Origin of the sequence: Sphingomonas epibiotica, from assembly GCF_039615155.1 — a bacterium.
Lineage (GTDB): Bacteria > Pseudomonadota > Alphaproteobacteria > Sphingomonadales > Sphingomonadaceae > Sphingomonas.
On sequence record NZ_JBDGHY010000010.1, the window covers coordinates 1 to 22,785 of the forward strand.

24 protein-coding genes are annotated in these 22,785 nt (G+C 65.4%); 16 read left to right on the forward strand and 8 right to left on the reverse strand.

Going from position 1 to position 22,785, the window contains the following annotated elements; all coding sequences use genetic code 11:
• Positions 1 to 372 precede the first annotated feature (372 nt).
• From AAIO73_RS17400 to AAIO73_RS17410, 3 genes are all read left to right on the forward strand, one after another.
• The gene (locus AAIO73_RS17400) at positions 373 to 852 is read left to right on the forward strand and encodes a YciE/YciF ferroxidase family protein (protein WP_066690551.1); all 480 of its coding nucleotides are present in this window, start codon (positions 373 to 375) and stop codon (positions 850 to 852) included.
• A gap of 68 nt (positions 853 to 920) precedes the next feature.
• Complete coding sequence (locus AAIO73_RS17405) at positions 921 to 1,907, forward strand: aldo/keto reductase (RefSeq protein WP_269746908.1); 987 nt, start codon at positions 921 to 923, stop codon at positions 1,905 to 1,907.
• Complete coding sequence (locus tag AAIO73_RS17410; RefSeq protein WP_066690557.1) at positions 1,904 to 2,728, forward strand: SDR family NAD(P)-dependent oxidoreductase; 825 nt, start codon at positions 1,904 to 1,906, stop codon at positions 2,726 to 2,728. Before AAIO73_RS17405 ends, AAIO73_RS17410 begins: the two co-directional genes overlap by 4 nt.
• Positions 2,729 to 2,875: 147 nt before the next feature.
• On the opposite strand, the gene AAIO73_RS17415 is transcribed toward AAIO73_RS17410, so the two are convergent.
• The 4 genes from AAIO73_RS17415 to AAIO73_RS17430 form a co-directional block, all read right to left on the reverse strand.
• Positions 2,876 to 3,553, reverse strand: a complete 678-nt coding sequence (locus AAIO73_RS17415) for a sigma-70 family RNA polymerase sigma factor (protein WP_232307957.1) — start codon at positions 3,551 to 3,553, stop codon at positions 2,876 to 2,878.
• Positions 3,554 to 3,715: 162 nt separating this feature from the next.
• Positions 3,716 to 5,314 carry an ABC1 kinase family protein gene (locus AAIO73_RS17420; RefSeq protein ID WP_066690562.1) on the reverse strand — a complete coding sequence of 533 codons (1,599 nt, stop codon included), beginning with the start codon at positions 5,312 to 5,314 and terminating at the stop codon, positions 3,716 to 3,718.
• Positions 5,314 to 5,991: a TetR/AcrR family transcriptional regulator gene (locus AAIO73_RS17425; protein WP_232307958.1), complete on the reverse strand. Its 678-nt coding sequence runs from the start codon at positions 5,989 to 5,991 to the stop codon at positions 5,314 to 5,316. The genes AAIO73_RS17420 and AAIO73_RS17425 overlap by 1 nt, the downstream gene beginning before the upstream one ends.
• Before the next feature lie 125 nt (positions 5,992 to 6,116).
• Positions 6,117 to 7,061, reverse strand: a complete 945-nt coding sequence (locus AAIO73_RS17430; protein WP_066690566.1) for an MlaD family protein — start codon at positions 7,059 to 7,061, stop codon at positions 6,117 to 6,119.
• Positions 7,062 to 7,301: 240 nt separating this feature from the next.
• On the opposite strand from AAIO73_RS17430, the gene AAIO73_RS20325 reads away from it, so the two are divergent.
• The 5 genes from AAIO73_RS20325 to AAIO73_RS17450 all read left to right on the forward strand — a co-directional run bounded on the left by AAIO73_RS20325 (position 7,302) and on the right by AAIO73_RS17450 (position 12,190).
• Positions 7,302 to 7,565: a PaaI family thioesterase gene (locus tag AAIO73_RS20325; RefSeq protein WP_350027542.1), complete on the forward strand. Its 264-nt coding sequence runs from the start codon at positions 7,302 to 7,304 to the stop codon at positions 7,563 to 7,565.
• On the forward strand, positions 7,562 to 7,966 hold the full coding sequence (locus tag AAIO73_RS17435; RefSeq protein ID WP_177179222.1) for a PaaI family thioesterase: 405 nt from the start codon (positions 7,562 to 7,564) through the stop codon (positions 7,964 to 7,966). Before AAIO73_RS20325 ends, AAIO73_RS17435 begins: the two co-directional genes overlap by 4 nt.
• A gap of 239 nt (positions 7,967 to 8,205) precedes the next feature.
• Positions 8,206 to 9,237 (forward strand): HlyD family secretion protein, encoded by a 1,032-nt coding sequence (locus tag AAIO73_RS17440; protein ID WP_232307959.1) that lies wholly within the window; start codon positions 8,206 to 8,208, stop codon positions 9,235 to 9,237.
• Positions 9,237 to 10,763, forward strand: a complete 1,527-nt coding sequence (locus AAIO73_RS17445; protein WP_066690572.1) for a DHA2 family efflux MFS transporter permease subunit — start codon at positions 9,237 to 9,239, stop codon at positions 10,761 to 10,763. The genes AAIO73_RS17440 and AAIO73_RS17445 overlap by 1 nt, the downstream gene beginning before the upstream one ends.
• Positions 10,763 to 12,190, forward strand: a complete 1,428-nt coding sequence (locus AAIO73_RS17450; RefSeq protein WP_084401571.1) for an efflux transporter outer membrane subunit — start codon at positions 10,763 to 10,765, stop codon at positions 12,188 to 12,190. The genes AAIO73_RS17445 and AAIO73_RS17450 overlap by 1 nt, the downstream gene beginning before the upstream one ends.
• A 146-nt stretch (positions 12,191 to 12,336) precedes the next feature.
• On the opposite strand, the gene AAIO73_RS17455 is transcribed toward AAIO73_RS17450, so the two are convergent.
• Positions 12,337 to 12,906, reverse strand: a complete 570-nt coding sequence (locus AAIO73_RS17455; protein ID WP_066516399.1) for a DUF4142 domain-containing protein — start codon at positions 12,904 to 12,906, stop codon at positions 12,337 to 12,339.
• A gap of 258 nt (positions 12,907 to 13,164) precedes the next feature.
• On the opposite strand from AAIO73_RS17455, the gene AAIO73_RS17460 reads away from it, so the two are divergent.
• Positions 13,165 to 14,622 (forward strand): DUF4403 family protein, encoded by a 1,458-nt coding sequence (locus tag AAIO73_RS17460; protein WP_269746909.1) that lies wholly within the window; start codon positions 13,165 to 13,167, stop codon positions 14,620 to 14,622.
• A gap of 107 nt (positions 14,623 to 14,729) precedes the next feature.
• Here AAIO73_RS17460 and AAIO73_RS17465 read toward each other — a convergent pair whose 3' ends face one another.
• Entirely contained in the window at positions 14,730 to 15,383 is a 654-nt protein-coding gene (locus AAIO73_RS17465) for a recombinase family protein (protein ID WP_066690575.1), read from the reverse strand.
• 233 nt (positions 15,384 to 15,616) lie between these two features.
• Between AAIO73_RS17465 and AAIO73_RS17470 the strand changes: the two genes are divergently transcribed.
• Together AAIO73_RS17470 and AAIO73_RS17475 are read left to right on the forward strand one after the other, a co-directional pair.
• The gene (locus AAIO73_RS17470) at positions 15,617 to 15,865 is read left to right on the forward strand and encodes an AbrB/MazE/SpoVT family DNA-binding domain-containing protein (RefSeq protein WP_066690582.1); all 249 of its coding nucleotides are present in this window, start codon (positions 15,617 to 15,619) and stop codon (positions 15,863 to 15,865) included.
• Positions 15,858 to 16,256, forward strand: a complete 399-nt coding sequence (locus AAIO73_RS17475) for a type II toxin-antitoxin system VapC family toxin (RefSeq protein WP_066690585.1) — start codon at positions 15,858 to 15,860, stop codon at positions 16,254 to 16,256. Before AAIO73_RS17470 ends, AAIO73_RS17475 begins: the two co-directional genes overlap by 8 nt.
• 319 nt (positions 16,257 to 16,575) lie before the next feature.
• Here the strand turns inward: AAIO73_RS17475 and AAIO73_RS17480 are convergent, their stop codons facing one another.
• The gene (locus AAIO73_RS17480) at positions 16,576 to 17,808 is read right to left on the reverse strand and encodes a tyrosine-type recombinase/integrase (protein ID WP_066690588.1); all 1,233 of its coding nucleotides are present in this window, start codon (positions 17,806 to 17,808) and stop codon (positions 16,576 to 16,578) included.
• 326 nt (positions 17,809 to 18,134) lie between these two features.
• On the opposite strand from AAIO73_RS17480, the gene AAIO73_RS17485 reads away from it, so the two are divergent.
• From AAIO73_RS17485 to AAIO73_RS17505, 5 genes are all read left to right on the forward strand, one after another.
• Positions 18,135 to 18,377, forward strand: coding sequence for an AbrB/MazE/SpoVT family DNA-binding domain-containing protein (locus AAIO73_RS17485; RefSeq protein WP_066690591.1), 243 nt, complete (start codon positions 18,135 to 18,137; stop codon positions 18,375 to 18,377).
• Entirely contained in the window at positions 18,374 to 18,760 is a 387-nt protein-coding gene (locus AAIO73_RS17490) for a PIN domain-containing protein (RefSeq protein WP_066690594.1), read from the forward strand. The genes AAIO73_RS17485 and AAIO73_RS17490 overlap by 4 nt, the downstream gene beginning before the upstream one ends.
• A gap of 44 nt (positions 18,761 to 18,804) precedes the next feature.
• Positions 18,805 to 20,097 carry an abortive infection family protein gene (locus AAIO73_RS17495; RefSeq protein ID WP_232307961.1) on the forward strand — a complete coding sequence of 431 codons (1,293 nt, stop codon included), beginning with the start codon at positions 18,805 to 18,807 and terminating at the stop codon, positions 20,095 to 20,097.
• 40 nt (positions 20,098 to 20,137) lie between these two features.
• A complete protein-coding gene (locus AAIO73_RS17500; protein WP_066690597.1) occupies positions 20,138 to 20,875 on the forward strand; it encodes a hypothetical protein in 738 nt (245 codons plus the stop codon).
• A 128-nt stretch (positions 20,876 to 21,003) separates the two neighbouring features.
• Positions 21,004 to 21,834: an HNH endonuclease gene (locus tag AAIO73_RS17505; protein ID WP_345879749.1), complete on the forward strand. Its 831-nt coding sequence runs from the start codon at positions 21,004 to 21,006 to the stop codon at positions 21,832 to 21,834.
• A 57-nt stretch (positions 21,835 to 21,891) separates the two neighbouring features.
• Here the strand turns inward: AAIO73_RS17505 and AAIO73_RS17510 are convergent, their stop codons facing one another.
• Complete coding sequence (locus AAIO73_RS17510) at positions 21,892 to 22,731, reverse strand: hypothetical protein (protein ID WP_345879750.1); 840 nt, start codon at positions 22,729 to 22,731, stop codon at positions 21,892 to 21,894.
• Between the last annotated feature and the right edge of the window lie 54 nt (positions 22,732 to 22,785).

Genomic DNA, 22,785 nt, shown 5'->3' on the forward strand with positions numbered 1-22,785 from the left:
GGTCTGAGCGTTATCTTCCGCGGGCTCCCGTCACTGCAGCGCCTCCGTCCAATCACTTCAGCCTGGAGCCACCGTCAGCATGCTCCTGTCGGGAAGGCTCTCAAGAAGGTCCGCTTCGGCTCGGTTCGGACCGCTTACGACGCTATTCACGCCTGCAACGCCGGTCCGAGCTTCCCGCATGCCTGCCCTGCCGCGCTGGTTCACGCAGCCCGCTCCTGCAAGCCGCAGGAGGTGCAGGCCGGGAGGTCGGCCATGAGCTCCAAACATTGATTGCGGTCTGATCGAGGAAGGACCGACGGAACAGAACGAAACGACGAGATTAGAATCCCTCACCGTGCCTGAACGAGGCACGGCAGGACGAGGACGAACCTGATGAACGAGAACAACCTGAAGAAGCTGGTCGCGCAAGGATTGTCCGCGATGCAGGCCGGCAGCGACGTCGCCGCCAAGGCGACCGACGAGATCAACAACGACGCGCGCCACCCGGCGCTGCGATCCGCGCTCGAAGAGGGCAACCGGACTTCCCGCCAATGGGCGGACCGCATCCGTCGCGCCGCCGAGCAGGCGGGCCCGGCCGATCAGCAGGACAACCCTGTGCTCGAAGCGCATTACGAGGTGAGCCGCAGGATCCGCGAAGCGGCACCGGACGATGCCTCACGCGACCTCGGCATCATCGCCAGCGGGCAGCTCGCGCTTCATTACTGGATCGCTTCGTTCGGGACCATGGCCAATTACTGCCGGCAGACCGGCATGGACGATGCGGCGCGCGACATGAAGGCGTGCGCGGACGAGGCCAAGCAGGCCGACGAAAAGCACAGCCAGCTCGCCGAGCAGTTGCTGTCTGAAGGCTGAACCGGTGCCGGCCCGCCTTGCTACCGACGACTGGCCAACCGGCATGATCTTACAACAGGAGATAATTGGTGCTTGAGCAACGAAAGCTGGGCGACGGGCTGCGCGTATCTGCGCTGGGCCTCGGTTGCATGGGCATGTCCGAATTCTATGGGCAGGCCGACGAAGCCGAGGCGGTCGCGACCATTCAGCGCGCGATCGATCTCGGCGTGACGTTTCTGGACACCGCCGACATGTACGGGGTAGGCCGTAACGAGGAGTTGGTCGGGCGTGCGATCCGCGATCGCCGCGACGCGGTGGTTCTCGCCACCAAGTTCGGCAACGTTCGCGGCGAGGACGGCACCTTCAAGGGCGTGTGCGGGCGCCCGGATTACGTCCGCTCCGCCTGCGAGGCGAGCCTGCGACGGCTCGGCGTCGAGACGATCGACCTCTACTATCAGCACCGCGTCGACCCCGACACGCCGATCGAGGACACGGTGGGCGCGATGGCCGGGCTGGTCCGCGAGGGCAAGGTGCGCCACCTCGGCCTCTCCGAAGCGGCGCCCGCCACGGTCAGGCGCGCGCACGCCGTGCATCCGATCGCGGCGCTGCAGACCGAATATTCGCTGTGGAGCCGCGATCCCGAGGGCGAGATCCTCGACACGATGCGCGAGCTCGGCATCGGCTTCGTGCCGTACAGCCCGCTCGGCCGCGGTTTCCTGACCGGCGCGATCCGGCGGGTGGAGGATCTCGCGCCTGACGACTATCGCCGGCACAGCCCCCGCTTCCAGGGCGAGAACTTCCAGCGCAATCTCGATCTCGTCGCGGCGGTCGAGGCGATGTCGCGGGAGAAGGGCTGCACCCCTTCCCAGCTGGCGCTCGCCTGGGTGCTGGCGCAGGGCGAAGACATCGTGCCGATCCCGGGCACCAAGCGCCGCGGCTACCTGGAGGAGAATGTCGGCGCGCTCGACGTGACGCTCACCCGAGGCGAACTGGAGCGGCTCGACCGCGCGGCGCCGAAGGGGGCAACGGCGGGCGAGCGCTACGCCGCGCCGCAGATGCAGGCGCTGAACCGATGAGCGGGAGCGACGGACACGGCCTTGCCGGCCGCGTCGCGATCGTGACGGGCGGCGGTCGCGGGCTGGGCCGCGCGATGACGCTCGGGCTGGCGCAGGCCGGCGTGCGGGTCGTCGCCACCGCCGCGCGCGAACTCGCCGAGGTCGAAGCGGTCGCACGGGAGGCAGAGCGGGCATGCGGCGACGATCGGGTGCGGCCGCTGCTCGCCGACGTGACGCGGGCGGAGGATTGTGCCGCAGTCGTGCGCGCGGCGCTCGTGCGCTTCGGCCGGCTCGACATCCTGGTCAACAATGCCGGGCGCGGCATGAAGTATGTGAGCGACACCTTCCTGACAGAACCGACCCGGTTTTGGGAGGTCGCCCCCGACACTTGGCGCATGGTGACCGACACCAACGTCAACGGCCCGTTCCTGATGGCGCGCGCCGCCGTCCCCGCCATGCTGGAGGCGGGATGGGGCCGAATCGTCAACATCTCGATGAACCGCGAGACGATGCGACGGCGCGGCTTCTCGCCCTACGGCCCGTCCAAGGCGGCGCTGGAATCGGAGACCGCGATCTGGGCGCAGGACCTTGCGGACAGCGGCATCACGGTGAACGCGCTCCTGCCGGGGGGCGCGACGCTGACCGGCATGATTCCCGAAGGACTGCCGGATAGTGCACGCGACGGACTGCTGTCGCCCGAGATCGTGGTGCCGCCCTTGCTCTGGCTCTGCTCTGACGCTGCCGCGGCGGTGACGGGTAAGCGCCTGGATGCCCGGCGGTGGATGGGAGAGCAGCCCGGAAGTCAGCGCACAAATGACACGCTGGAGGATGTAGGCTGTTAGGGCAGACCACAGGACATATCCGCTCGGCCAGCCGTGGTCTCTTCGTCCTTTTGTGCGATATCCCTAGCGACAGGTCTTCTGCTAACCGAGACGGTAAAGGACCTGAAATTGGCCGCACGAAGCCGGGATCAAGAGATCCCGGCCCACTCAGCCTACCAAACAGCGGTCGGCCGCACGCTTCGTCCGCCAGCTTTGCAGCAGCTCGATCTGTCTCTCGTGCACCTCGTCGATAACTGGTGGCTCGGCCTGACAGGTTGCACCGGCCGCCACGACCTGAGATTCCGTTTTGTATCCCTTATCGCTGTTCATGTGATCTAGGAGTGCGCGCAGCATCTGCCGCCCTCTTACCACGCGGCTCTTGATTGTGCCGACGGGAACCTGCTCGATAGTGGCTGTCTCCTCATAGCTCAATCCCTCGATCCCGATGAAATTGATGCACCGCTGCTGCTCAGGCGTCAGGCGCGGCCATAGACGGCGAACATCGCTCAGCGTCACAACGGATTCCTGGTTCGACGCCACCGGAATGTCGGCGAGTTCGGCGGTCTCGCTAACTTGTACCGTGCCTCGACGGCGTACCTGCGAAAGAAATGAGTTGCGAAGGATCCGGAAGGTCCACGCCTTCATATTTGTACCGGCTTCGAAGGATGCGCGGCTGCTCCAGGCTTTCAGCACGGTTTCCTGAACAAGGTCCTGTGCAGTATCGGGATTCCTGGCCAGCGATCGCGCATAGCGCGCCAGACTAGGCATAAGCGCGCTGAGCTCGGCACCGAAGTCCGACCAGCCCTCAGATGGCAGATGCGGCTCGTCAACCGTTTGTTCGGACACGCGGAACCCCTCGCTCAATCGAACCGGTCAGCTGCTTTGGTACCAACCGGTTTACTTTCGGAAAACGCCAAGCCGATTGGTTCGTTCCGCTCGTCGGAGATGAAATATCAGTAGCGAAACAATCGCGCGCGACTGGGTACATGAAAGGCTGACAACAAGAGGTCAGCGCCGCTGCCTGTTCGCGTACCAAGCGCAGCCGGCAAGGAGTATCGCAGAAGCCATCAGGATTGCTCCAACAACATCATGGTCGTGCTGGAGGATCGCGCCGGCGACCAGCAGGCCGGCGGACAGGACGTTGGGATCTGCGCCCCGGGGCAATGCCGGTGGTGAGGAGACGGCACCTTTCTGCAACTCGATCGGCAGCGCACCCGACCGCGCAACCCGCTCGGCGAAGGCCACCAGCTCGGGCGAGGCGGCGGCCAGACGGCCAAGGCTCGTCGCCAGCCGGCGTCCGCCACGCTTGAGGCCGGCCGGGCCGATCCGCTCCCGCAGCAGTTCGCGCGCGATCGGTGCGGCGCGCGCGGTGATGTCAAAGCCGGGATCGAGCCGTCGCACGAACCCTTCGGCGATCAGCAAGGTGCGCAGCAGCAGGGCGAGGTCCGGCGGCAGCGCCAGACGATAGGTTCGAAGCAGCGCGAACACGCGGCCGAAGATGTCGGCGAGCTCGATCTGCTGGAGTACCGCCCCGCGGAACTGGCCGATCAGCGCGTCGAGGTCGCGGGTCAGCGCCTGGCGATCGACATCGGTCTCGCCCGACCATTGCAGCAGTACGTCCGTCACCGATCGTGTGTCCTCACCCGCGATGGCAAGGACGAGCGTGACAACCTCGTTCCGCCGGGCGGGACTGAGCACGCCGACCGCCCCGAAGTCGATGAACGCCAGCGACCCGTCGGCCAGAACAAAGACGTTGCCGGGATGGGGGTCCGCGTGGAACCGACCGTTGAAGATGATCATCCGCAGCACCGCATCGGCATATCTGCCGGCGACGTCAGCACCGCCCTCACCCGCCACGTCAAGAACCTCGCGGACGGGCATGCCGTCAAGCCGCTCCTGCACGTTGATCCGGCGGCCGACCTGATCCCAGTAGAAGGCCGGCGTCCGGACGCCGAGCGGCTGCAGGAACGCGCCGATGCTCTCGCAGGCTGCCGCTTCTGCGCTGAGGTCCATTTCCTGCGACAAGCTCTCCGCGAAAAACCGCAGCAGTTCGTCGGGCTTGAGGCGGCGGATCTCCGGTGAGTGCCGGGCCGCGAGCCGCGCGATGCGGCGGAGCAGCCGTAGGTCGGCATCGACGCGTTCCGCGATCCCCGGCCGGCGTACCTTGACCACGACCTCGGTTCCGTCGCGCAAGGTTGCAGCATGAACCTGCGCAATCGACGCCGCCGCGATCGGCTCGCGGTTGAAGTTCGCGAACACATCAGCGATCGGGGAGCCGAGCGCGGCCAGGATCGTCGGCTCCAGCGCCTCGAACGGCAGCGGGGTCACGCGATCCTGCAGCGTCGACAGCGCCCGCACCCATTCCGGCCCGAGCAGGTCCTCGCGGGTGGCTAGCACTTGCCCCAGCTTGACTGCGACAGGTCCAAGGTCCCGCAGCAGCGCGACGACCCGCTCGGGCGTACCGACGTCCGCTGGCTGCTCCGAGCGACCGGGCAGCAGGCCCAGGCGCGAGGCGAGCCCGTTCAGCCCATGGCGCCCCATGATCTGCATGAGCTCGGCCAGCCGCGTGCGCTCACCGATCTGAGGCTCCTCGTCGGTGGTGGACATCAGTCGCTGCAACCATCCGCCTCGCGCGGACGGCAGCCATTGAGGAACAGGTCGATACCGCGCGAGATACGATCGCGTGCGGCATCGTCGTACGCGGGAGGAGAAAGCCCGAGCGCTGCACGGCGCATGGGTGCGACCACTACGAGGGTGACGAACTGCTCGGCAGCGAACACCGGGTCTGCCAGCGATAGCTCACCCTTTGCATCGGCATGGGCGAGGATCGACGCTACCCATTGGACGGCCCGCTGGTAACCGAAGTCGTGGATGTTCGCCGCAAGCGCTGGAAAGCGCACGGCTTGCGCGATGACGACGCGTTCCATGGAGGTGATCCGCGGCGTCAGCAGCCACTCGAGCAGGCGATCGGCGATTACGCGAAGCCGCTTTCGGATGTCGGGTTCGTCGCTGCCGGAAGGTTCGAGCGCGCGCAGCTGCGTATCGATCTCGTCGAGGATCACCGCCTCGAACACGCGCGCCTTGCTGCCGAAGCGGGCGTACAGGGTCCGCTTCGAGATGCGGGCCTGCTCGGCGATCATGTCGGCACTGGCGCCCTCGAAGCCGTGTTCGAAGAACAGCTCGCGAGCGCTTTTTAGGATGTGCGAGGTAAGGCGGAGCGCGTCCTCGGTGGTCGGTCTGCCCATTTTCCTGGGGCGCCGGCTCTTCTTTTCGTCATCGCTCAATCTCGTTCTCCTGGATCGAGAGTAGCGCGATCCGGACCGGTTGACGAGAAATCACGCCGAGAAGGTCGGTTGCTCGCCTGCCAGCTCGATCTCAGCCAAAGGCTGTTCTTTTGTATCGCCGTCGCTCAATCCTGTGACGTTGGCTTGTAGATGGGAAGGGACGGAGCCCCCACGCCCAGTCCCTCCTGATCGATGCGAACGGCCGCATCCCTGACAGCACCGACCTTGTTCCTCGCTGAACGAACCGTTTCACGCAGTTGGGCCTGTTTGGCGGCCGTGCCGCGTATCGTGGGTCGAATAGCCTCTAGCCGAGCCGTGAATCGATCGGCACCGTCTCGGGCTTTCAACAATGTTCGGTTCGCTCTCGCGAGGACGGTCGCGCGGCGTTCGTCCGCTGCCGCTCTCAGCTGTTGGGCGCTGTCGCCGGATCGCTGCAAGGCGTCTCCCACGGCAATCACGCGGCCGCGCGCACCGGTGAGAGCATCGGACGCTGCTCCGGCTTTGTCAGCCCAACCAGCGGAACTCTCCGCGAGCGCCGCCAGCCGATCGCTGGCCCGCTGCTGCTGAGCGGCGTCGAGGTTGCGCGAGACAGAGTCCACGGTGCGGCTGATCTTCTCGACCAGTGCGACGGGGTCCCCTCCGCCGCCAAGGAGCCCGCCTTCCTTGGTGGGGATGACGGGAAGCTCCCCGTCGTTCGCCGCAACGATCGGGGGCGCGCCAGAGGTTGCACCGTCGAGGCTGATGTTCGCGGTGCCGGCCAGTGCCGATCTTGCGATCGACGCTTTCACGCCTGCGACGATGGGGATCCGCGGTTCAAGGCTGACGGTGACGAGAACCGCTGACGGGTCCTGCTTGTCGAGCCGTATCGACGTGACATGACCGGCCGGCACGCCCGAGAAGGTCACCGACGATCCATTTTGGAGACCGGCAACGCTTCCGGTGAAGCGGATCATGTAGGGATTGCCGTCTCCATCGCGTGCATCGAACAGCCACAGGGTGAAGATCAGGAGCGTACCCAGCAGAACGCCTGTAACCGAGAGCACCAGAAATTTATTCGACCGCGTTTCCATGCGAGACCATAACCATTAGGAAGCCGGACCAGATTTGTAAACCGTACCGTTTCCAAGGTTGCAAGGCCTGATCAGGACGAGGATGGAATCGTGGCTGGAGACTGGAGCCTGCAACCAGGCGACATACCGTGGGGCAACAGGCTTGGCCTGGAGTTGGTTTCGATCGGCGATGGCCTCAGCTCGCTACGTGTCGGTTGGCGTGAGGAGCTGGCCGACGAGGACGAGACTTTAGCAACGGGCGTGTTGACGAGCCTTATCGATCAGGCCTGCGGCGTTGCCGTAATGTCCCGACTGGGAAGGCGATTGGCAATCTCGACCCTCAACCTGAAGGTGGACCATGTGCGGTCCCCCGAGGCGAGATGCTCCGCGACAGCGTGGGCGCATTGTTACGACGCTACCGAGCGCCGTGCGTTCGTACGGACCGAAGTCTGGGATACCGATCCTTCTCACCTGATCGCGACTGCCCAAGGCGTCTTTTCGATCAATCGGGCTGTCGGGCCATGACCGGCTTCGCGCAGCTGCTAGGCTCCATGATTTCAGAGAGCGGTGACGCCTTTGTTTTGACGCCAGTGGAATACATGATCGGCAACCCTCTCCTTCCCGCCTTGCATGGCGGAGCTGTGGCATCCTTTCTCGAAGTGGCAGCGAAGCGTGCCCTTGCACGCAAACTTCCCCCCGGGCACTTCCCGAAGCTCATCAGCGTGAACCTCCAGTTCCTTGCCTCTGCTCGGCTGGATGCACTTGTCACGACGCCGAAGGTCAGGCGTGTCGGACGTCGGATCGCAGTCGTTCACGCCGAAGCATTCCGCCGCGAAGATCCAGCGGCTGTTTGTTTCGCGCAGCTTGAGTTTGCTGTGCACGAGCCCATCAGAGTGGGTGGCAATGCCGATCGCCACATACTATGATACGGTCCGGTTTACATACGATAGCGTTGCTGAGTGGCTGACGAGCATGCTGAAGATCGAGGCGGCGATGCGCCGCATGACGACCGGAATGCGCATTCCCAGCCAGAAGCTAGGTCGAAGGACGGTGTCGAGGAGAACGACGGCGTAAGAAGCCCTCGCTTCTCGCGCGCTATCCGATCATCCGCTACGTCCTCATCGCCGCGCTCGTTGCGGGCATCGTCGCGGCGGTCGTCTGGTACATGAACTACCGCGCGAGCGGCCAATACCTGCAGTCGACCAACAACGCCTATGTGCGCGCGGACTTCGTGACGGTCTCTCCGAAGGTTGGCGGCTATGTCGAGCGTGTGCTCGTCGCTGACAACCAGCCTGTCCGCCGCGGCCAGCTGCTCGCCGTGCTCGATCCCCGCGACTACCGCGCCAACGTCGAACAGGCGCAAGCCCAGATCGCCGCGGCCGGCGCCAACATCACGACCGCGCGCCGGACGCTTGACGAGCAGCAGGCCACTGTCGCTCAGGCCGCCGCCCAGGTTGCGAGCGCCGAGGCTGCCGCGGCAGCGGCAGAAAACGAGGTAAGACGTTACGAACCGCTCACTCGGACAGGGGCGGAATCGCGTGAGCGCCTCGCAAACCTGGTCCTTCAGCGTGATCGAGCCGCCGCAGAGCTGCGCGCGCAGCGCGCCGCCTACCTCGCCGCCCGTCGCAGTGTCGCCACACAAGCGGCTCGCATCGGCCAGGCGGAGGCGGAGCGCGACACCGCGCAGGCGCAGCTTGCGCGCGCCTCGACCGACCTCGGCGCCGTCGAGATCCGCAGCAGCATCGACGGCGTTGTTGCCGACAAGGCGGTCCGGGCCGGGCAATATGTCCAGCCGGCGACCCGGCTGATGTCGGTGGTGCCGGTCGATCAACTCTACATCGAGGCCAATTTCAAGGAGACCCAGGTCGCGCTGATGCGCGTCGGGCAACCCGTGACCGTCAAGGTGGATGCACTGGACGGCGCCGAACTGCGCGGCCGGGTTGCGAGCTTCTCGCCAGGCACGGGCGCGCAGTTCTCGCTCATCCCGCCCGAGAACGCGACCGGGAACTTTACCAAGATCGTTCAGCGAGTGCCCGTGCGCATCAGCATTGAAGCGGGACCGGAGGCGCGCCGGGTGCTGCGTCCCGGCCTGTCGGTCGAGGTTACGGTCGACACGATCAGCGCAAAGGGAAGTCGTGACCGGATCGAGCAGGAAACCGAGCGGCTGAAGCGCGGCGAGACGCAGGGCGCGCGCTGATGGCGGCCGAACGCGCCGGCCTGCGCGACTGGCTCGCCGTCGCCGCGGGCACGATCGGGTCGTTCATGGCGCTGCTCGACATCTCGATCGTCAATGCGGCCTTGCCCACCATCCAGGGCGAGATCGGCGCGAGCGGAACGGAGGGCACCTGGGTCGCGACCTCCTATCTAGTGGCGGAGATCGTCATGATCCCGCTCAGCCCCTTTCTCGTGCGCCTGTTCGGCCTGCGCAACTTCCTTCTGGGTGCGGCGGTCAGCTTCACCGGTTTCTCGATCGTGTGCGGGATTTCGACGACGTTGCCGATGATGATCGCCGGGCGTGTAGGGCAAGGCTTCACCGGCGGTGCGCTGATCCCGACCGCGATGACCATCATCGCGACACGGCTGCCGCCATCGCAGCAGCCGATCGGCACCGCCGCGTTCGGCGGCACCGCGATCCTCGGTCCGGTGCTCGGGCCGATCATCGGCGGCTGGCTCACCGATAATTACAGCTGGCACTACGCCTTCTTCCTGAACGTGCCGGTCTGTGCCGGGCTCGTCCTGCTCCTGCTGTTCGGGCTCAAGCATGAGCGTCTGCGGCTCGACCAGCTGCGCCATGCCGACTGGTTCGGGATCGCAGGGCTCGCAATCGGCTTGGGTGCGCTCACCGTCATGCTCGAGGAGGGGCAGCGCGAGATGCGGTTCGAATCCGCCATGATCGTGAAACTCGCGATCGCCACGGTCTTCGGCTTCGCGCTCATCACGATCGGACAGGTCCGCTCCGCGCATCCGGTGCTCAAGCTGTCGCTGATCTTCAGCCGCTCCTTCGGCAGCGTTTTCGTCCTCAGCCTCATCATCGGCGTCGTGCTCTACGGGGTGACCTTCCTCATCCCCCAGTTTCTCTCGTCGATGGCGGATTACAGCGCGCTGCAATCGGGCAAGGTGGTCTTCGTCTCCGGCATCCCCGCCCTGATGCTGATGCCGTTTCTGCCGCTCGCGTTCAAATATCTCGACGTTCGCCTGGCGGTCTTTGCCGGCATGACGCTGATCGGCGTCAGTTGCGCCATGGACTGGCACCTGACCGCGCAGTCGGCCGGGGGCGACCTGACGGATTCACAGCTCGTCCGTGGCTTCGGGCAGATCTTCGCCATGATGTTCCTCAACCAGGCCGCGATCAGCGCTGTGGCACCCGAGGATGCCGGCGATGCGTCCGCGCTGTTCAACGCGGGGCGCAACCTCGGCGGATCGATCGGCCTCGCCCTGATGGCGACCCTCCAGGACCGGCAGACTTTCCTCCATTTCAACCGGCTGGGTGAGACGGTGTCGGCCAATGCGGCCACCACGCAGGAATGGTTCGCTAAAGCCATGGTCATGCCGTCCGGCGAAGCCGGCGCGTATCGGCAGCTCGCCGGTCAACTTCTCGAACAGGCTACCGTCATGGCCTATAACGACCTGTTTTTTGCGCTGGGCGTCGCGATCGCGATCACGACGCCGCTGGCGCTGTTCCTCCGCCCGATCTCCTCCGACACGCAGATGGCGATGCACTGATGAAGCGACTTGGCTGGGCCATTCTCCCCGCACTCCTGACCGGATGCGTCGTCGGCCCCAACTATGGAGGCCCGCCGGGCGTTGCGAGCGGCGAGCGCGCCGGATCGACATTTCGCCGCGCGGATCAGGCCGTCACGTCACCGCAGACCCCTGTCGCACGCTGGTGGGAAGGCATGGGCGACGCGCAGCTCACGATGCTGATCGACCGGGCGCTTGCCTCCAATCCGGACGTGGCGATCGCCGAGGCGCGCATCCGCAAGGCGCGCGCCAGCTTGCGCGAACAGCGCGCGAACCAGCTTCCCACCGTCTCGGCGTCAGGCACTGCGATCGTCGCCGATCTTCCCGCAGGCTCGCTGGCGCTGCCGACGCAAGGCGAGCAATCCGATCGTATCAGGGCCGAGTTCTATAACGCCGGCCTCGACGCATCGTGGGAGATCGATCTGTTCGGCGCGCGACGCCGCGCCGCCGAAGGTGCCGAGGCCCAGGCTCAGGCGGCCGAAGCCAATAGAGCTGATGCGCAGGTTCGTCTGTCGGCGGAGGTTGCCCAGAACTATGTGACGCTGCGCGAACTTCAGCAGCGCCTGATCCTGGCCCGCCGCTCCGCGCAGCTTCAACAGCGATCACTCGCCCTGCTTCAACAGCGTGAACAACGCGGTGCATCGTCGCGCGACGAGGTGGTTCGGCTGAAGACCGAGCTGACCCGCACGGAGGCCGGGCTGTTGCCGCTCGAGGGACAGATCGCGACCACGCTCGACCAGCTTGCCCTGCTCACCGGCGACGAGCCCGGAGCACACGATGTTTTGCTGTCCACCCCTGCTCCGATCCCGATGATCCCAAGGACGGTCGCGATAGGCGATCCGGCCGCCATGCTGCGACGCCGGCCTGACATTCGCGCGGCCGAGCGGCAGCTGGCGGCATCGAACGCGCAGATCGGAGTCAACGTCGCCCGGCAGTTCCCATCGGTCAGCATCATGGGCATCATCGGCCTGGGTGGTCCCAATATTGCCGATGTGGTCGATCCTGGCAGCGTCGCGGGCCTTCTCCTGCCGCGGATCAGCTGGAGTTTCCTCGACTTCGGTCGTAATCGTGCCCGGGTGGAGCAGGCGCGCGCCGACCGCGACGAGGCGGAAGCGCAATATCGCAAGGCTGTTCTCGGCGCGCTGTCGGATGCGGAAACCAGCCTGACCCGCTTCGGCAATCAGCGCCGTAACCTCGTTTCGAGTATTGCGAGCCGGGACGGTGCCAGGCAGTCGGCGATCTACGCCGAGCAGCGATACGAGCAGGGGGCGATACCGCTGACCACGTCCATTGATGCCGAACGCGCGGCGCTGGCTGCTGATCAGTCGGTACTGGAAGCGACGGGTGAACTTGATCGTGCGTTCATCGCCTTGCAGAAGACGATGGGACTTGGATGGAGCCAGCAGTGACGGTCTACCGGATCGTGATGCAGCATCTCATGCGCGGCGAAGCAGGGAAGCAATTCCGCCGGCTGCACTCCCGGCAATAATCGCCGCAAACAAGTGCCGGACCAGGTCGAAGGGGGGCTTCATCGACCTGGCCCGGCGGGTATCACCTATCCTGCAAGCCCGGAGGGGGTAAGCGACTTGCCGGTGGTGAGCTCGTTCTCCAGCACCGGGACCGCGGTACCGGCGACCTGCTGCAGCGCCGGATCGGTCCCGTCCTGCGCGTAACCCTTGTGCACAGCCCAGGCAGCCTGCTGGACCTGCGCGGACTGCGTCAGATACAAATTGTCGAAGGCGCTCTTGGGCGCCTTCTGGAGTAGCTTGAGCAGGGCAGCACGGTCGGCGGACAGGCTTGAGGAAGGGGCCTTGATCGTGCGCTGATCGTTCTTCAGCGCCGCCAGAAGCGCCTTGTGGCTGCTCTGAGTCTCGGCCAGCACCCGCTTCGCATAAGCCTTGACGTCATCCCGCTGCGCGCGCGTCGCGGCGAGCTGCGCGGCCTTGATCTGATAGAGGTTGGCGTCGGCCGCCGCGAGCACGTAATTGGGCCCGCTCTGGCTCGCGATCGGCGAGACGCCGACGTCGGCGCTGGTCATTGTTCCCGAAGTGGCGGGCGAAACGGCCTGCGCCAATACTGGAACCGGCGCCAAGGTGAGCAGCGCAGCGACAATCGCAATCTTCATCGAAATCCTCCGTTGGTGTTGTTAGGCATTGACCGAAATCAACGGGCCGAACGATAAAGAAACGGGACGGTTCCCTTTTGCGAAACTGATTTGGCAAACCTATGGGATGGTGGCCGCTCGGACGGCTGGAGGTGCGCGGCGATGAAGAACACGACCGCTCGGGCAACCGTCTCAACGCCGAGTCGGTCGATAGCTGAAGCGGCAGGCCAGATTGCCGGGGCTTTTTTTCGCGAGAACGAACTCTCGAGTGTCTCGATCGTGTCCGCCCTGCTCTGCGTTGCATGCCTTAGTGGCTGCGACCGGACTCCTCGCGAGGCGCCTCCGCGAGCGACGGACACCATCAGCGTGCCCCCGCAGACTTCTACCATGAATGTCCCGATTGTTGCAGACATGGACAAGCTGGCGGCCAGCCTCGAACAGGCGGTTCCGCGTCGCCTCTGGTCGATCGACAAGCCGGGGCAGACCTGCCTCCCGCCGAAAAAGGTCAAGATCCTCTTCGCGAAGATCAAGACGCCCGCCATCCAGTGCCGCATCACCGGCACCGTCGTCCGAGGGCCGCTGGTGCTGGAGGGCTCGGGCAAAACGATCATTGTCACCATGCCGCTTCACGCCGCGATCAGCGCCCGCGACGTGGGCGGCGTGCTCAGCCGGGAAACGGCGGAGGCGGACGCCCGCGTCCGGGCCGTGGTCAGGCTCGACATCGCCCGCGACTGGTCGCCGCGCGCAACGGTGTCGATCGCCTACGACTGGACCGACGAGCCGCACGTCGACTTCCTCGGCCAGCGAATCGAGTTCACCAGCAAGGCCGACGCCAAGCTCGCCGGCGTCGTCGAGCGCCTGGAGCGCTCGCTGCCGCAGGAGCTCGGCAGATTGCAGCTGCGCGAGCAGATCGCGCAGGTCTGGGGGTCGGCGTTCACCTCCGTCCAACTGAACCGGGCGAACCCGCCGGTGTGGATGCGGATCACGCCCCGGCAGTTGAGCTACGGAGGCTACACCATTTCGCGCAACCGGGTGAACCTGGCGCTAGGGATGACGGCGGGGACGGAGACTTTTGTCGGCGATCGGCCGCCTGATCCGCAGCGCCAGCCGCTCCCCGCCATGTCGCGCACGCAGCCCGGACCCGGCCGCATCCTGTTCGCCATCCCCGTCATCGCCGACTATCGTCAGCTGGAGCCGGTTCTCGCCAAGGCATTGGTGAAGCGTTCCCGCCGCCCCTTCGAGGTGCCTGGTGTCGGGGCCGTGCGCGCGCAGTTTCACCAGGTGACCGTCTACGGCACCACGGGTGACAAGATCGCGGTCGGGCTTCGCTTCAGTGCGGCAGCCGAAGGTGGGGAGCCTGCGCAAGGCACGATCTGGCTTACCGCCACGCCGCGCAACGCCGTCAACGATCGCCGTGTAGCGTTCGACGATCTCACTGTCGCCGGTGTGGCCGACTCGGTCGGGACAAGCCTGCTCCTGAAGCTCGCCAACACTCCCGGCATATCAGGCACTGTGTCAGCCGCGCTGACCCAGAACTTCGAAAAGGATTTCGACAAGCTAATCGGCAAGATCACCCGTGCGATCGACGAAAAGCGGATTGGCGACATAATCGTGCGTGCCCGTGTGACGGACGTGCGGACGGGCCAGTTGAAGGCGGCGGGGCAAGGCGTCTACCTACCGGTATGGGGGCGCGGCACGGCCACGATTAGCCTTGCGCCAGTACGGGCCAGAAATTGAGATCTCGCTGCAGCCTTCACGGCTGCTTGACCGTCCCAGCGGCAACGCTGCCGCCTCTTTCCATCCTAGCAGAATTATTCAGAGGTCGAATTGAGTCCGGCTCTATCTCACGGTATCGTCGGACACGCATCGCTCTGCTTGGTCGCCCGGTGGAGGGCTGTAACGCGCTTGACTTGTGCGATGCTGCAGCCCGCTAGCGCCGCCGTTTTCGCTATGCTCATCCCTGCCTCACGAAGTGAGACAATGCGGCGATGATGGGCCAAGTCTGGTTTTCGACCGGTATAGCGTCCCTCCCGCTTGGCGATCGCTATGCCCTCCCGCTGCCGCTCGCGGCGCAGTTCGTAATCATCGCGAGCGGTCTGAAGCGCAACCCTCAACAACATGTCTTGAACGGCCTCTAGGACGATGCGCGTCACCCCGCCATTGTCCTCAGCAAGATCGGTAAGGTCCACAATTCCTGGTACGGCTAGCCTCGCTCCCTTGTCGCGGATAGCGGTGACGAGCCTCTCCGCCTCAGCCAACGGCAGGCGGCTGATCCGATCGATCTTTTCGGCGATAACGACTTCGCCCATTTGCAGGTCGGCTATCATGCGAAGCAACTCGGGCCGGTCAGGACGCGCGCCGGAAGCCTTCTCGCGATAAACAGCTGCGACATAATACCCCGCGGTACGCGAGGACACGACCATCGCCTCTTGGCGTTCAAGATCCTGCTCATCGGTGCTGACGCGCAGGTACACGCGAGCAGCGCGGGTCGTACTCATGTTGGCTCCGTTGGGTACACCCATAGGAGCCACTGCTGGAGCAGCTGGCTCGGAATGGCAAGTTGCGATCCTGTCGAGCCTAGCTCAGCAAGCCAGGCCTAAGTAGCTATTGAGCACGGATATGAACGAGGACTGATCACCAACCGCGACGTAGTGCCGTCCTTGGCGCTAGGCATAAGCGGTGGAAGGCGGTACATTCCAGAGATTGGGTCAGCCAAGCGAGTTCAGTGCAGATGGAAGCGCAAAGGGTCAAGATCGTGGATGGTGGTAAGCTGGTGATCCCGGCGGCTATGCGCCGTGAGCTCGGGATCGCCACGGGTGACATCGTTCTCGTCGATGTGGACGATGGCGAGTTGCGGGTACGTTCCGTGCCTAGAGCACTTGAGCGTGCTCGTGCGATTCTGCGCAAGTATGTGCCCGAAGGCGTCGGCTTGGCTGACGAGCTGATCGCAGAGCGCCGGCGCGAGGCGGAGCGTGAGTAGCAAGGTCGTACTCGACGCCTCCGCCCTGCTCTGCCTGTTGAACGACGAGCCCGGGGCGGATCGGGTAGTCGACGTCCTGACCCGCAGCATTATCGGAACGACCAACCTCGCCGAGGTCGTCTCCAAGCTTCGGGACCGAGGATTGCCGCTCGACAAGGTGCGTGAGGCGCTTGGCGGGCTGCAGCTAGATGTCCGGCCGCTCTCTCCTGCCCAAGCGCTCATCATAGGGGACCTGCGACCGTCGACGAAGGCGCTTGGTCTTTCGCTTGGTGACCGAGCGTGTCTTGCCTTGGCGATCGACCTGCAAGCGGAGATGTTCACGACGGACGCTCCGCTGGCGAGCGCTGAGGTCGGCGTCACCATCACCAACGTGCGGCCGCTCGCGGAGTAGCCGCACATTCGTGCTTTTGGGTGCGGCAGGCTCAGGCGGATGGTGGGCGGCGGACCAGTGCGCCTGACGTCCACTGTTTCGGGCGCAGATCCACTCTTTCAGGGTGCTGCTGTAGGACGGATTGCGTCCACCATTTCAGGAAAACCTACAGATCATGCAACGGTTCGGACGGCCAACCTTCGTGGCCCAAATGTCGGTTTCTCTGAAATAGTGGACATTTCGCCTTCGTTGGAGTGTTCCTGAAATAGTAGCTTCGCAGCTTAAACATAGGACGGTCCGGCTCATGCTTGAGCCGGAAAAAGCCGGTGCGAGGGAGTGCTCAGGTCCGCACGCGGGAGAGCACTCGGGCCGCAACGCCGCTCTGGGCCTGAAGCCGGCGGCCATAGCGCAGCGCCGTGGATGGCGACGACCAGCGCAGTGTCAGCGCGATGCCGGCGCCGTCCTCACCCGCCGCGAACAGGTCCTGCGTCAGTCCGACCCGCAGCGAGTGCGTGGAAAGCGCCGCGATTGCCGCTTCGAGTTCGCCGGCCGGCAGTTCGACTAATCCCGCCCGGGCGGCCGCGAGTGCAATCCGCCGATAGATGCCGGTGATACCCTGGCGGCTGAGAGGCGCGTCCCCGACCGTGTAGGTCACCAGCAGCGCTGCAGCCTCGGCGTCCTCGTCGCCCCAGCGCGCGTCCGCCAGTTCCTTCGACCGCTGCCGACGCCGATCGACGCCAACGCGCCGAAACAGCACGCCGTCGCCAATCATCGCTTCGGCGCGCCATGCGGCGACGCGGCGCATCGTGTCGGCGGACAGCCACGCCCAGGCCCCGATCCCTTCCTGGTCGGTCTTGGAGCGCGGCAGGTGAAGCAACCCGGTGCCGTCCGACTGCGGTCTGAGGTCGGCAACCGCGACGGCGATCAGTTCGCTGACCCGCAGGCCGGCGTCGTAGCCGAGTGATAGCAGCGCTGCATCGCGCAGGCCCTGGGCATCGCCGGTACAGGCGGCGAGCAGCGCCGACAAAGTGAAGCCACCCGCCTCACCGAGCCCGCCGCCAAAGCGGAGCGGGGCGGCCTGGCGTTGCGCCGCGCCCTGGCGCCGGCGGTTGCCGCGCAGCGCGTTGCGGACCATCGGCGCCGACGTCGGCAAGGCGTCGCTGCCGAGGCCGAGCAGCCGGTGCACCGTCGCAAGGCTGGCGATGCGGCGAGATAGCGTTGCGGGCTTCTTGCCGTCGGCTTCGAGCGCGCGCAGGTAGCGCACCAAGTCCTCGGGATCGGCGGGACACGGGCGCCGGTGCTCGCCGGCGCACCAGTCGAGCCAGCAGTCGAGGTCGGCCGCGACCGCAAGCTTGGAGGCGTCGGCCATCGCCTCGAGCGCGGTCTCGACGCCGAGCGCGCTAACCGGGGGCAGGCCGGCGGGTGCGGCGCGGCCGAGCACGGTCAGCAACCGCGCGTCGGGTGTGGCGGCATCGTCGCCGCCGGCGCGCCGCGAGCGGCGCGTCGGCAGCACGGCGTGGGTCCGGACGAGCAGCAGCGTGGTCGGCACGGCTTGTTCGCTGGTGGCCGACATGATGGTGTCACTTGTGTCTTTAGATCCCGGTTGTGGCACGTCGCCGACCGTGAGACTCAAAGGATCTCGCTTGCCCTGATCGGGCGCGCTCGGCGCTGGTGTATTGCTACCTTCGTACACCACCCTGCCCCGCTATCCTGTTCTGAGCAATAACGCGCCTGTACATACCATAAGTCGCGATTATGGAAAGTGCCCGTGTGTGGCGTGGCGCAGGGAAGGGGGCGTGTCACGCTTCTGCACGTGTGGCACGGCATCACCGACGTTGAGGGTCGGCAATGATGCGCCTATACTGTCCCCAGCGACACACCGAGCAACAGGCTGCCACCATGACCGTCCAAGTCAACATCACGCCCAACGGCCGCATGAGCCTGCCGGCCGACATCCGCAAGCGGCTTGGGCTCACCGGCGGCGGTGCGGTTTATCTCGACGAGACGGCCGATGGCGTCGTGCTGCGCACCGTGCCGCAGATCGTGGCGCAGGCGCAGGCGCTCGCGCGCCGTTACCGCGACGCCCCCGGCTCCAGCGTCGACGACTTCCTCGCCACCCGCGCCGCGGAGAACGGCGAATGAGCGTCGTGCTCGACGCCTCGGCGCTGCTCGCGCTGCTGCGCGGCGAGGCTGGCGCCAAGAAGGTCGAGGGCGCGCTCGCCGGCGCGCGCATGTCGGTGGTCAACATGGCTGAGGTTGCCACTCACTACCACAAGCTCGGCATGCCCGACGAGGAGGTCGACGCCATGCTGCGGCCGCTGCCGGTCGAGCTCGTCCCGGCCGATGCGGCGCTTGCGCGCGAGGCCGCGCGGCTGCGGCGCCACACCGTCGAAGGCGGGCTGTCGCTCGGCGATCGCTTCTGCCTCGCGCTCGCCAAGCGCGAAGGTCTGCCCGCCTGGACCTCCGACCGTAAGTGGAAGGAGATCGCGGCTGCGGCCGAGGTCAAGGTGGTGGCGATCCGCTGACTGCACGAGTTCGTGCTATCGAGTAGGATATCGAGGACGCCCGCGTGCAGGACCTGATTGAACAGCCGGCGCGCTATCTCGCGACCGTCGAGGAAATGCTGATCGCCGAACGCATGACCCAGGCGGCCAACGTCGTGCGCGCGGCCACCCCGCGGATCGAGCGGACCGGCTACGACAACTGGAACGGCGGCACTGAGCAGTGGACGGTGTTCCTCTCGATTGATCCGGCCGAGTATGCGCTGCTAGGCGGCGCCAAGGACGGGGTCGAAGAGCAGATCACCCAACGCCTTAAGGCCGTGCTCGAACCCTTCACCCAGGATTGGTACAGCGCCAAGCTCGTGCCGCGGCTCGCGGCGCCAAGTGCTCCCGCCCGGCCGAACGACCGGGTCCGCCGACAGACGCGACAGAACATCATCGATGGCCTACGGATCGACCAGGTTGCGTGGTGCGGCACGCTAGACGACGTCGACTTTCTGGCCCGGCTCTACAGCCTCGACACGCTGCCGTCCTATGACTCGCGTTACAAGGATGCCGCCGGCGACATCTACCAGCACCGCGTTAACAATTTCGATTGGGGCGAGGACTGGGTCTATGACGACGCCCGCTTCGGGCTGTCGAGTGGACCGGACGAGGTCTTCCTGCGCTTCCTCTGCGAAACGGTCCACCCCGTGGTTCGTCCCGACAAGGACGAGGCGATCCGGCTGGTGGCGCAGTACAACGACCAGCTGCGCCAGGACGGCTGGGAGCTGGTTGAGGAGGAGCGGATCGCGGGGCGGCCGCGCTTCGTGGCCCGGCGCGCGGGGCTCGCCGGCGGTCGATCGGTCTCCCGCGCGCGAACGGTCGCGGACGCGCTCGATGCGGGCTGGATGCAGAAGGAGATCGAGCGGCTCGAAGTCGCGGTCGAGGCCGATCCCGCGCTTGCGATCGGCACCGCCAAGGATCTGGTCGAGACCTGCTGCAAGTCGATCCTCACCCGGCAGGGGGTCACCTTCTCCAAGACGGTGACGCTGCCCGAACTGACGAAACTGCTCACCAAGGAACTGAAGCTCGTTCCCGAGGGCATCCCTGACGAGGCCAAGGGCGCTGAGGCGATCCGGCTGCTGCTGCGCAATCTGACCACGATCACCCAGTACCTCTCGGAGATCCGCAGCCTGTACGGCTCAGGCCACGGCCGCGACGGCCGTCACCGCGGGCTCGAGCCGCGCCATGCCCGCCTCGCCGTCGGCGCGGCCGTCGCGTTTATCGACTTTGTCTCCGACACCTATCACCAGCGCATCCTGCCTGGTGCGGCCCCCTCACCATCGCTCACCGACGCGCGCAGCGCGCGGCAGGGCTGACGATCATTACTCAAGAGGCTTTCGCGTGTTCGATCATCCAATGAGCGACCAGGATCGACAATATCTGATCCGGCTCGCCCGTATCGCGGTCGCCAACTTCAACGCCGGCGACTGGAAGGAGCTCGGCGTTCATCTCGGCGCGCTCGACGTCATCACCGGCCACGATCGCCTACTGCGCAGCCTCAGCTTCGCGGATCCCGACTATTCGGGACACGCACATGGCGTGCTGTTCTCGCTGGCGGAGCGCAACCCGCACAACCTCGCCACGATCGCTTCCTTTATCCGCGATAAATACGGTGACGACGGCGAGCTGGTGTCGACCAGCGGCGGGCGGTCGCGCACCGTGGTGTTCACTCCCAGCGTGTTCGATCTGCCCGACGGCGGCGTCGAAGCGGACCTGATCGCGGTGATGACGCCGTTCGCGCCTGAGTTCGAGCCGGTGTTTCAGGCGATCGGCCATGCGGCCGCCCAAGCCGGCTATCGGACGCTGCGCGCCAAGGACATCTGGCAGCACTCAGCGGTGATCCAGGACGTGTTCGCACTGATCTTCCGGGCCCATATCGTCGTGTGCGACTTCACGGGGCGCAATCCGAACGTCTTCTACGAGGCCGGCATCGCGCACACCCTGGGCAAGCACGTTGTGCCGATCACGCAATCAGCAGGCGACATCCCGTTCGATCTGCAACACCATCGCTACCTCGCCTACCTCAACAACAACGAGGGGCGGCAGTCGCTCGCCGCTAGCCTGCAGACCCGTTTCGCCGCACTGCGAGGCTGACGACAACCATGACACGCGACATCCCTGCCAGATCAGCGCGGTGAGGACGATCGAACCTGCTCGCTACATGCGGCGTTGCGGACAGAGATGGCGCCGCGGAGGTGCCGATGGAAGGACGAGGCCGAGCCATGGCGAAAATGCCGCAGAAGGTGGATCGGGCCGCCTTCATCGCAAGTAACCCGCGGTGTTGCTACTGCGCCGGAAGGCGGCCGACGACGGAGATCGATCACGCCCCTGCTCGCATCGTCTTCATCAAGAAACATGGGCCCGAAGGCTTCCTGTTTCCGTCCTGCTCGGAGTGCAACCGGATCGCGGGGGTAAGCGAGCAAGTGATGGCGTTCTACATCCGCAGCTTCGACCGGTCCGCTTGCGGACTCGACGAAGCCGAGTTTGAGAAACTGGTATCAGGCCTAGTCAACAACGCGCCTGAAGCGGTGCCTCGCATGCCGCCCCGGCCGTCTTCGGGTCTGGCCCTACTTACCCATGGCATCTACGAAGCCGATCGAACGACGATCGTGCCCCCCGCCGCGAAGGCTCATATCGAACTGTTCGGCCTCAAGGTGCTCTACGCCCTGTACTACCGGGTGACGGACCGCTTTGCAGGCTCAAGCACTCGCTACCTCCTCAACTGGGCGCAGGACGGCACGGATGCAGCCCGCTTGATGCGCGCCACCGCCGACAAGTGGTTCGACGAGCACGAGGTCGGGCAGCGTCGCAATGTCGATCTGGGAGATCAGTTTAGCTTCCAATATGGCTACCATGAGGCCCACGGATTTTTTGGCGTGCGGATGAGCTTCGCAGGGGCGTTCGTGATGTTCGGCGTCATCGGTCCGGCTCGACCGATGGCAAAGCTCAAGAACCGCGATCCACTTTGCCCGTCGATTTACGAAATGGGAAAAAGGATCAAGAAACAATGGGGCAAGCGCCGCCGCGGCCCCGCGCCAGCGCTCTCCGGTTAGAAGTGGGTGCAGGGCTGCACGTCGACTGACGCATCCGCCCCGCTGATCCTTCTTTCTTCAATGCCCGACGATGGTCTGTACCCGCGCCTGGATCGCGGCAGCGAGGCCTTCTCGCCCCTCGCCGTTATTCAGGTACGGGATATAGCGTAGGTGGCGGAGGTCGAACGGAATGTCCTGGCCGTTCTGCGTGATCAGGATCACCTCGCGACCAAGCGTATGCGCAATCCCCGCCTCGTAGAAGACGTTCGGGTTGCGGCCGGTGCAGTCGCAGATCACCACCCGTGATCTGTCGATCAGCGATACCACGTCCTGGATAATGGCCGGGTTTTCCCAGATGTCATCGGCACGTCGGCACCGCAGTCCCGCTGCCTCGGTCGCCTGACGAATGCTTTCGTACACAGGCGTGAAAGCCGCATCGAACGGCATCATCGCGGAGGCGAGTTGCGGCTCGATGTTTTCGTGATCGGGAAGCTGGAAGACGCTCGGCCGCTGCCGTCCCGGGCGCACGTTGCGCATCAGAAAGCGGTAGAGGTCGACATCCTTGACCGCCCAGTGATTGCGCGAGAACTCGAAGTCGTGCGGCATGTCGAGCTGACGGCGACCGGCGAAGATCGTCGCGTTGGTGAGCGGCGGCACCTCGCGATCGAGAACGAAATCGAAATGGACCTCGCCGTTAGCCACACGGGCACGGGTAATTGTGCCAACGTGGCAGACCTCGTCGCCCGTGCCCTCGCCCATAAACAGGCAGGGGAGCCGGGATAGCCGATCCACGAGGGGTAGCCGCTCCTGCCGGAACTGCTCTGCTACGTGGTCCTCGGTGTACTCGAACATGCGGCCGACAGGCATGGTGCCGACGCCATCGGCCCAGTCGAACCAGCGCATGATAAGATTGAACATTCTGGCAGCACCTGGGTCTGTGTAATGGTTGCACCGGCGAGGACACCCTCGTCA

What these genes read in the sequence shown, in the direction of transcription:
- AAIO73_RS17400 (WP_066690551.1), top strand. Translation starts at nt 373, where the DNA reads ATGAACGAGAACAACCTGAAGAAGCTGGTCGCGCAAGGATTGTCCGCG.
- AAIO73_RS17410 (WP_066690557.1), top strand. Translation starts at nt 1,904, where the DNA reads ATGAGCGGGAGCGACGGACACGGCCTTGCCGGCCGCGTCGCGATCGTG.
- AAIO73_RS17420 (WP_066690562.1), bottom strand. Translation starts at nt 5,314, where the DNA reads ATGTCCACCACCGACGAGGAGCCTCAGATCGGTGAGCGCACGCGGCTG.
- AAIO73_RS17430 (WP_066690566.1), bottom strand. Translation starts at nt 7,061, where the DNA reads ATGGAAACGCGGTCGAATAAATTTCTGGTGCTCTCGGTTACAGGCGTT.
- AAIO73_RS17435 (WP_177179222.1), top strand. Translation starts at nt 7,562, where the DNA reads ATGACCGGCTTCGCGCAGCTGCTAGGCTCCATGATTTCAGAGAGCGGT.
- AAIO73_RS17440 (WP_232307959.1), top strand. Translation starts at nt 8,206, where the DNA reads ATGAACTACCGCGCGAGCGGCCAATACCTGCAGTCGACCAACAACGCC.
- AAIO73_RS17445 (WP_066690572.1), top strand. Translation starts at nt 9,237, where the DNA reads ATGGCGGCCGAACGCGCCGGCCTGCGCGACTGGCTCGCCGTCGCCGCG.
- AAIO73_RS17450 (WP_084401571.1), top strand. Translation starts at nt 10,763, where the DNA reads ATGAAGCGACTTGGCTGGGCCATTCTCCCCGCACTCCTGACCGGATGC.
- AAIO73_RS17455 (WP_066516399.1), bottom strand. Translation starts at nt 12,906, where the DNA reads ATGAAGATTGCGATTGTCGCTGCGCTGCTCACCTTGGCGCCGGTTCCA.
- AAIO73_RS17465 (WP_066690575.1), bottom strand. Translation starts at nt 15,383, where the DNA reads ATGAGTACGACCCGCGCTGCTCGCGTGTACCTGCGCGTCAGCACCGAT.
- AAIO73_RS17470 (WP_066690582.1), top strand. Translation starts at nt 15,617, where the DNA reads ATGGAAGCGCAAAGGGTCAAGATCGTGGATGGTGGTAAGCTGGTGATC.
- AAIO73_RS17480 (WP_066690588.1), bottom strand. Translation starts at nt 17,808, where the DNA reads ATGTCGGCCACCAGCGAACAAGCCGTGCCGACCACGCTGCTGCTCGTC.
- AAIO73_RS17485 (WP_066690591.1), top strand. Translation starts at nt 18,135, where the DNA reads ATGACCGTCCAAGTCAACATCACGCCCAACGGCCGCATGAGCCTGCCG.
- AAIO73_RS17490 (WP_066690594.1), top strand. Translation starts at nt 18,374, where the DNA reads ATGAGCGTCGTGCTCGACGCCTCGGCGCTGCTCGCGCTGCTGCGCGGC.
- AAIO73_RS17500 (WP_066690597.1), top strand. Translation starts at nt 20,138, where the DNA reads ATGAGCGACCAGGATCGACAATATCTGATCCGGCTCGCCCGTATCGCG.
- AAIO73_RS17505 (WP_345879749.1), top strand. Translation starts at nt 21,004, where the DNA reads ATGGCGAAAATGCCGCAGAAGGTGGATCGGGCCGCCTTCATCGCAAGT.
- AAIO73_RS17510 (WP_345879750.1), bottom strand. Translation starts at nt 22,731, where the DNA reads ATGTTCAATCTTATCATGCGCTGGTTCGACTGGGCCGATGGCGTCGGC.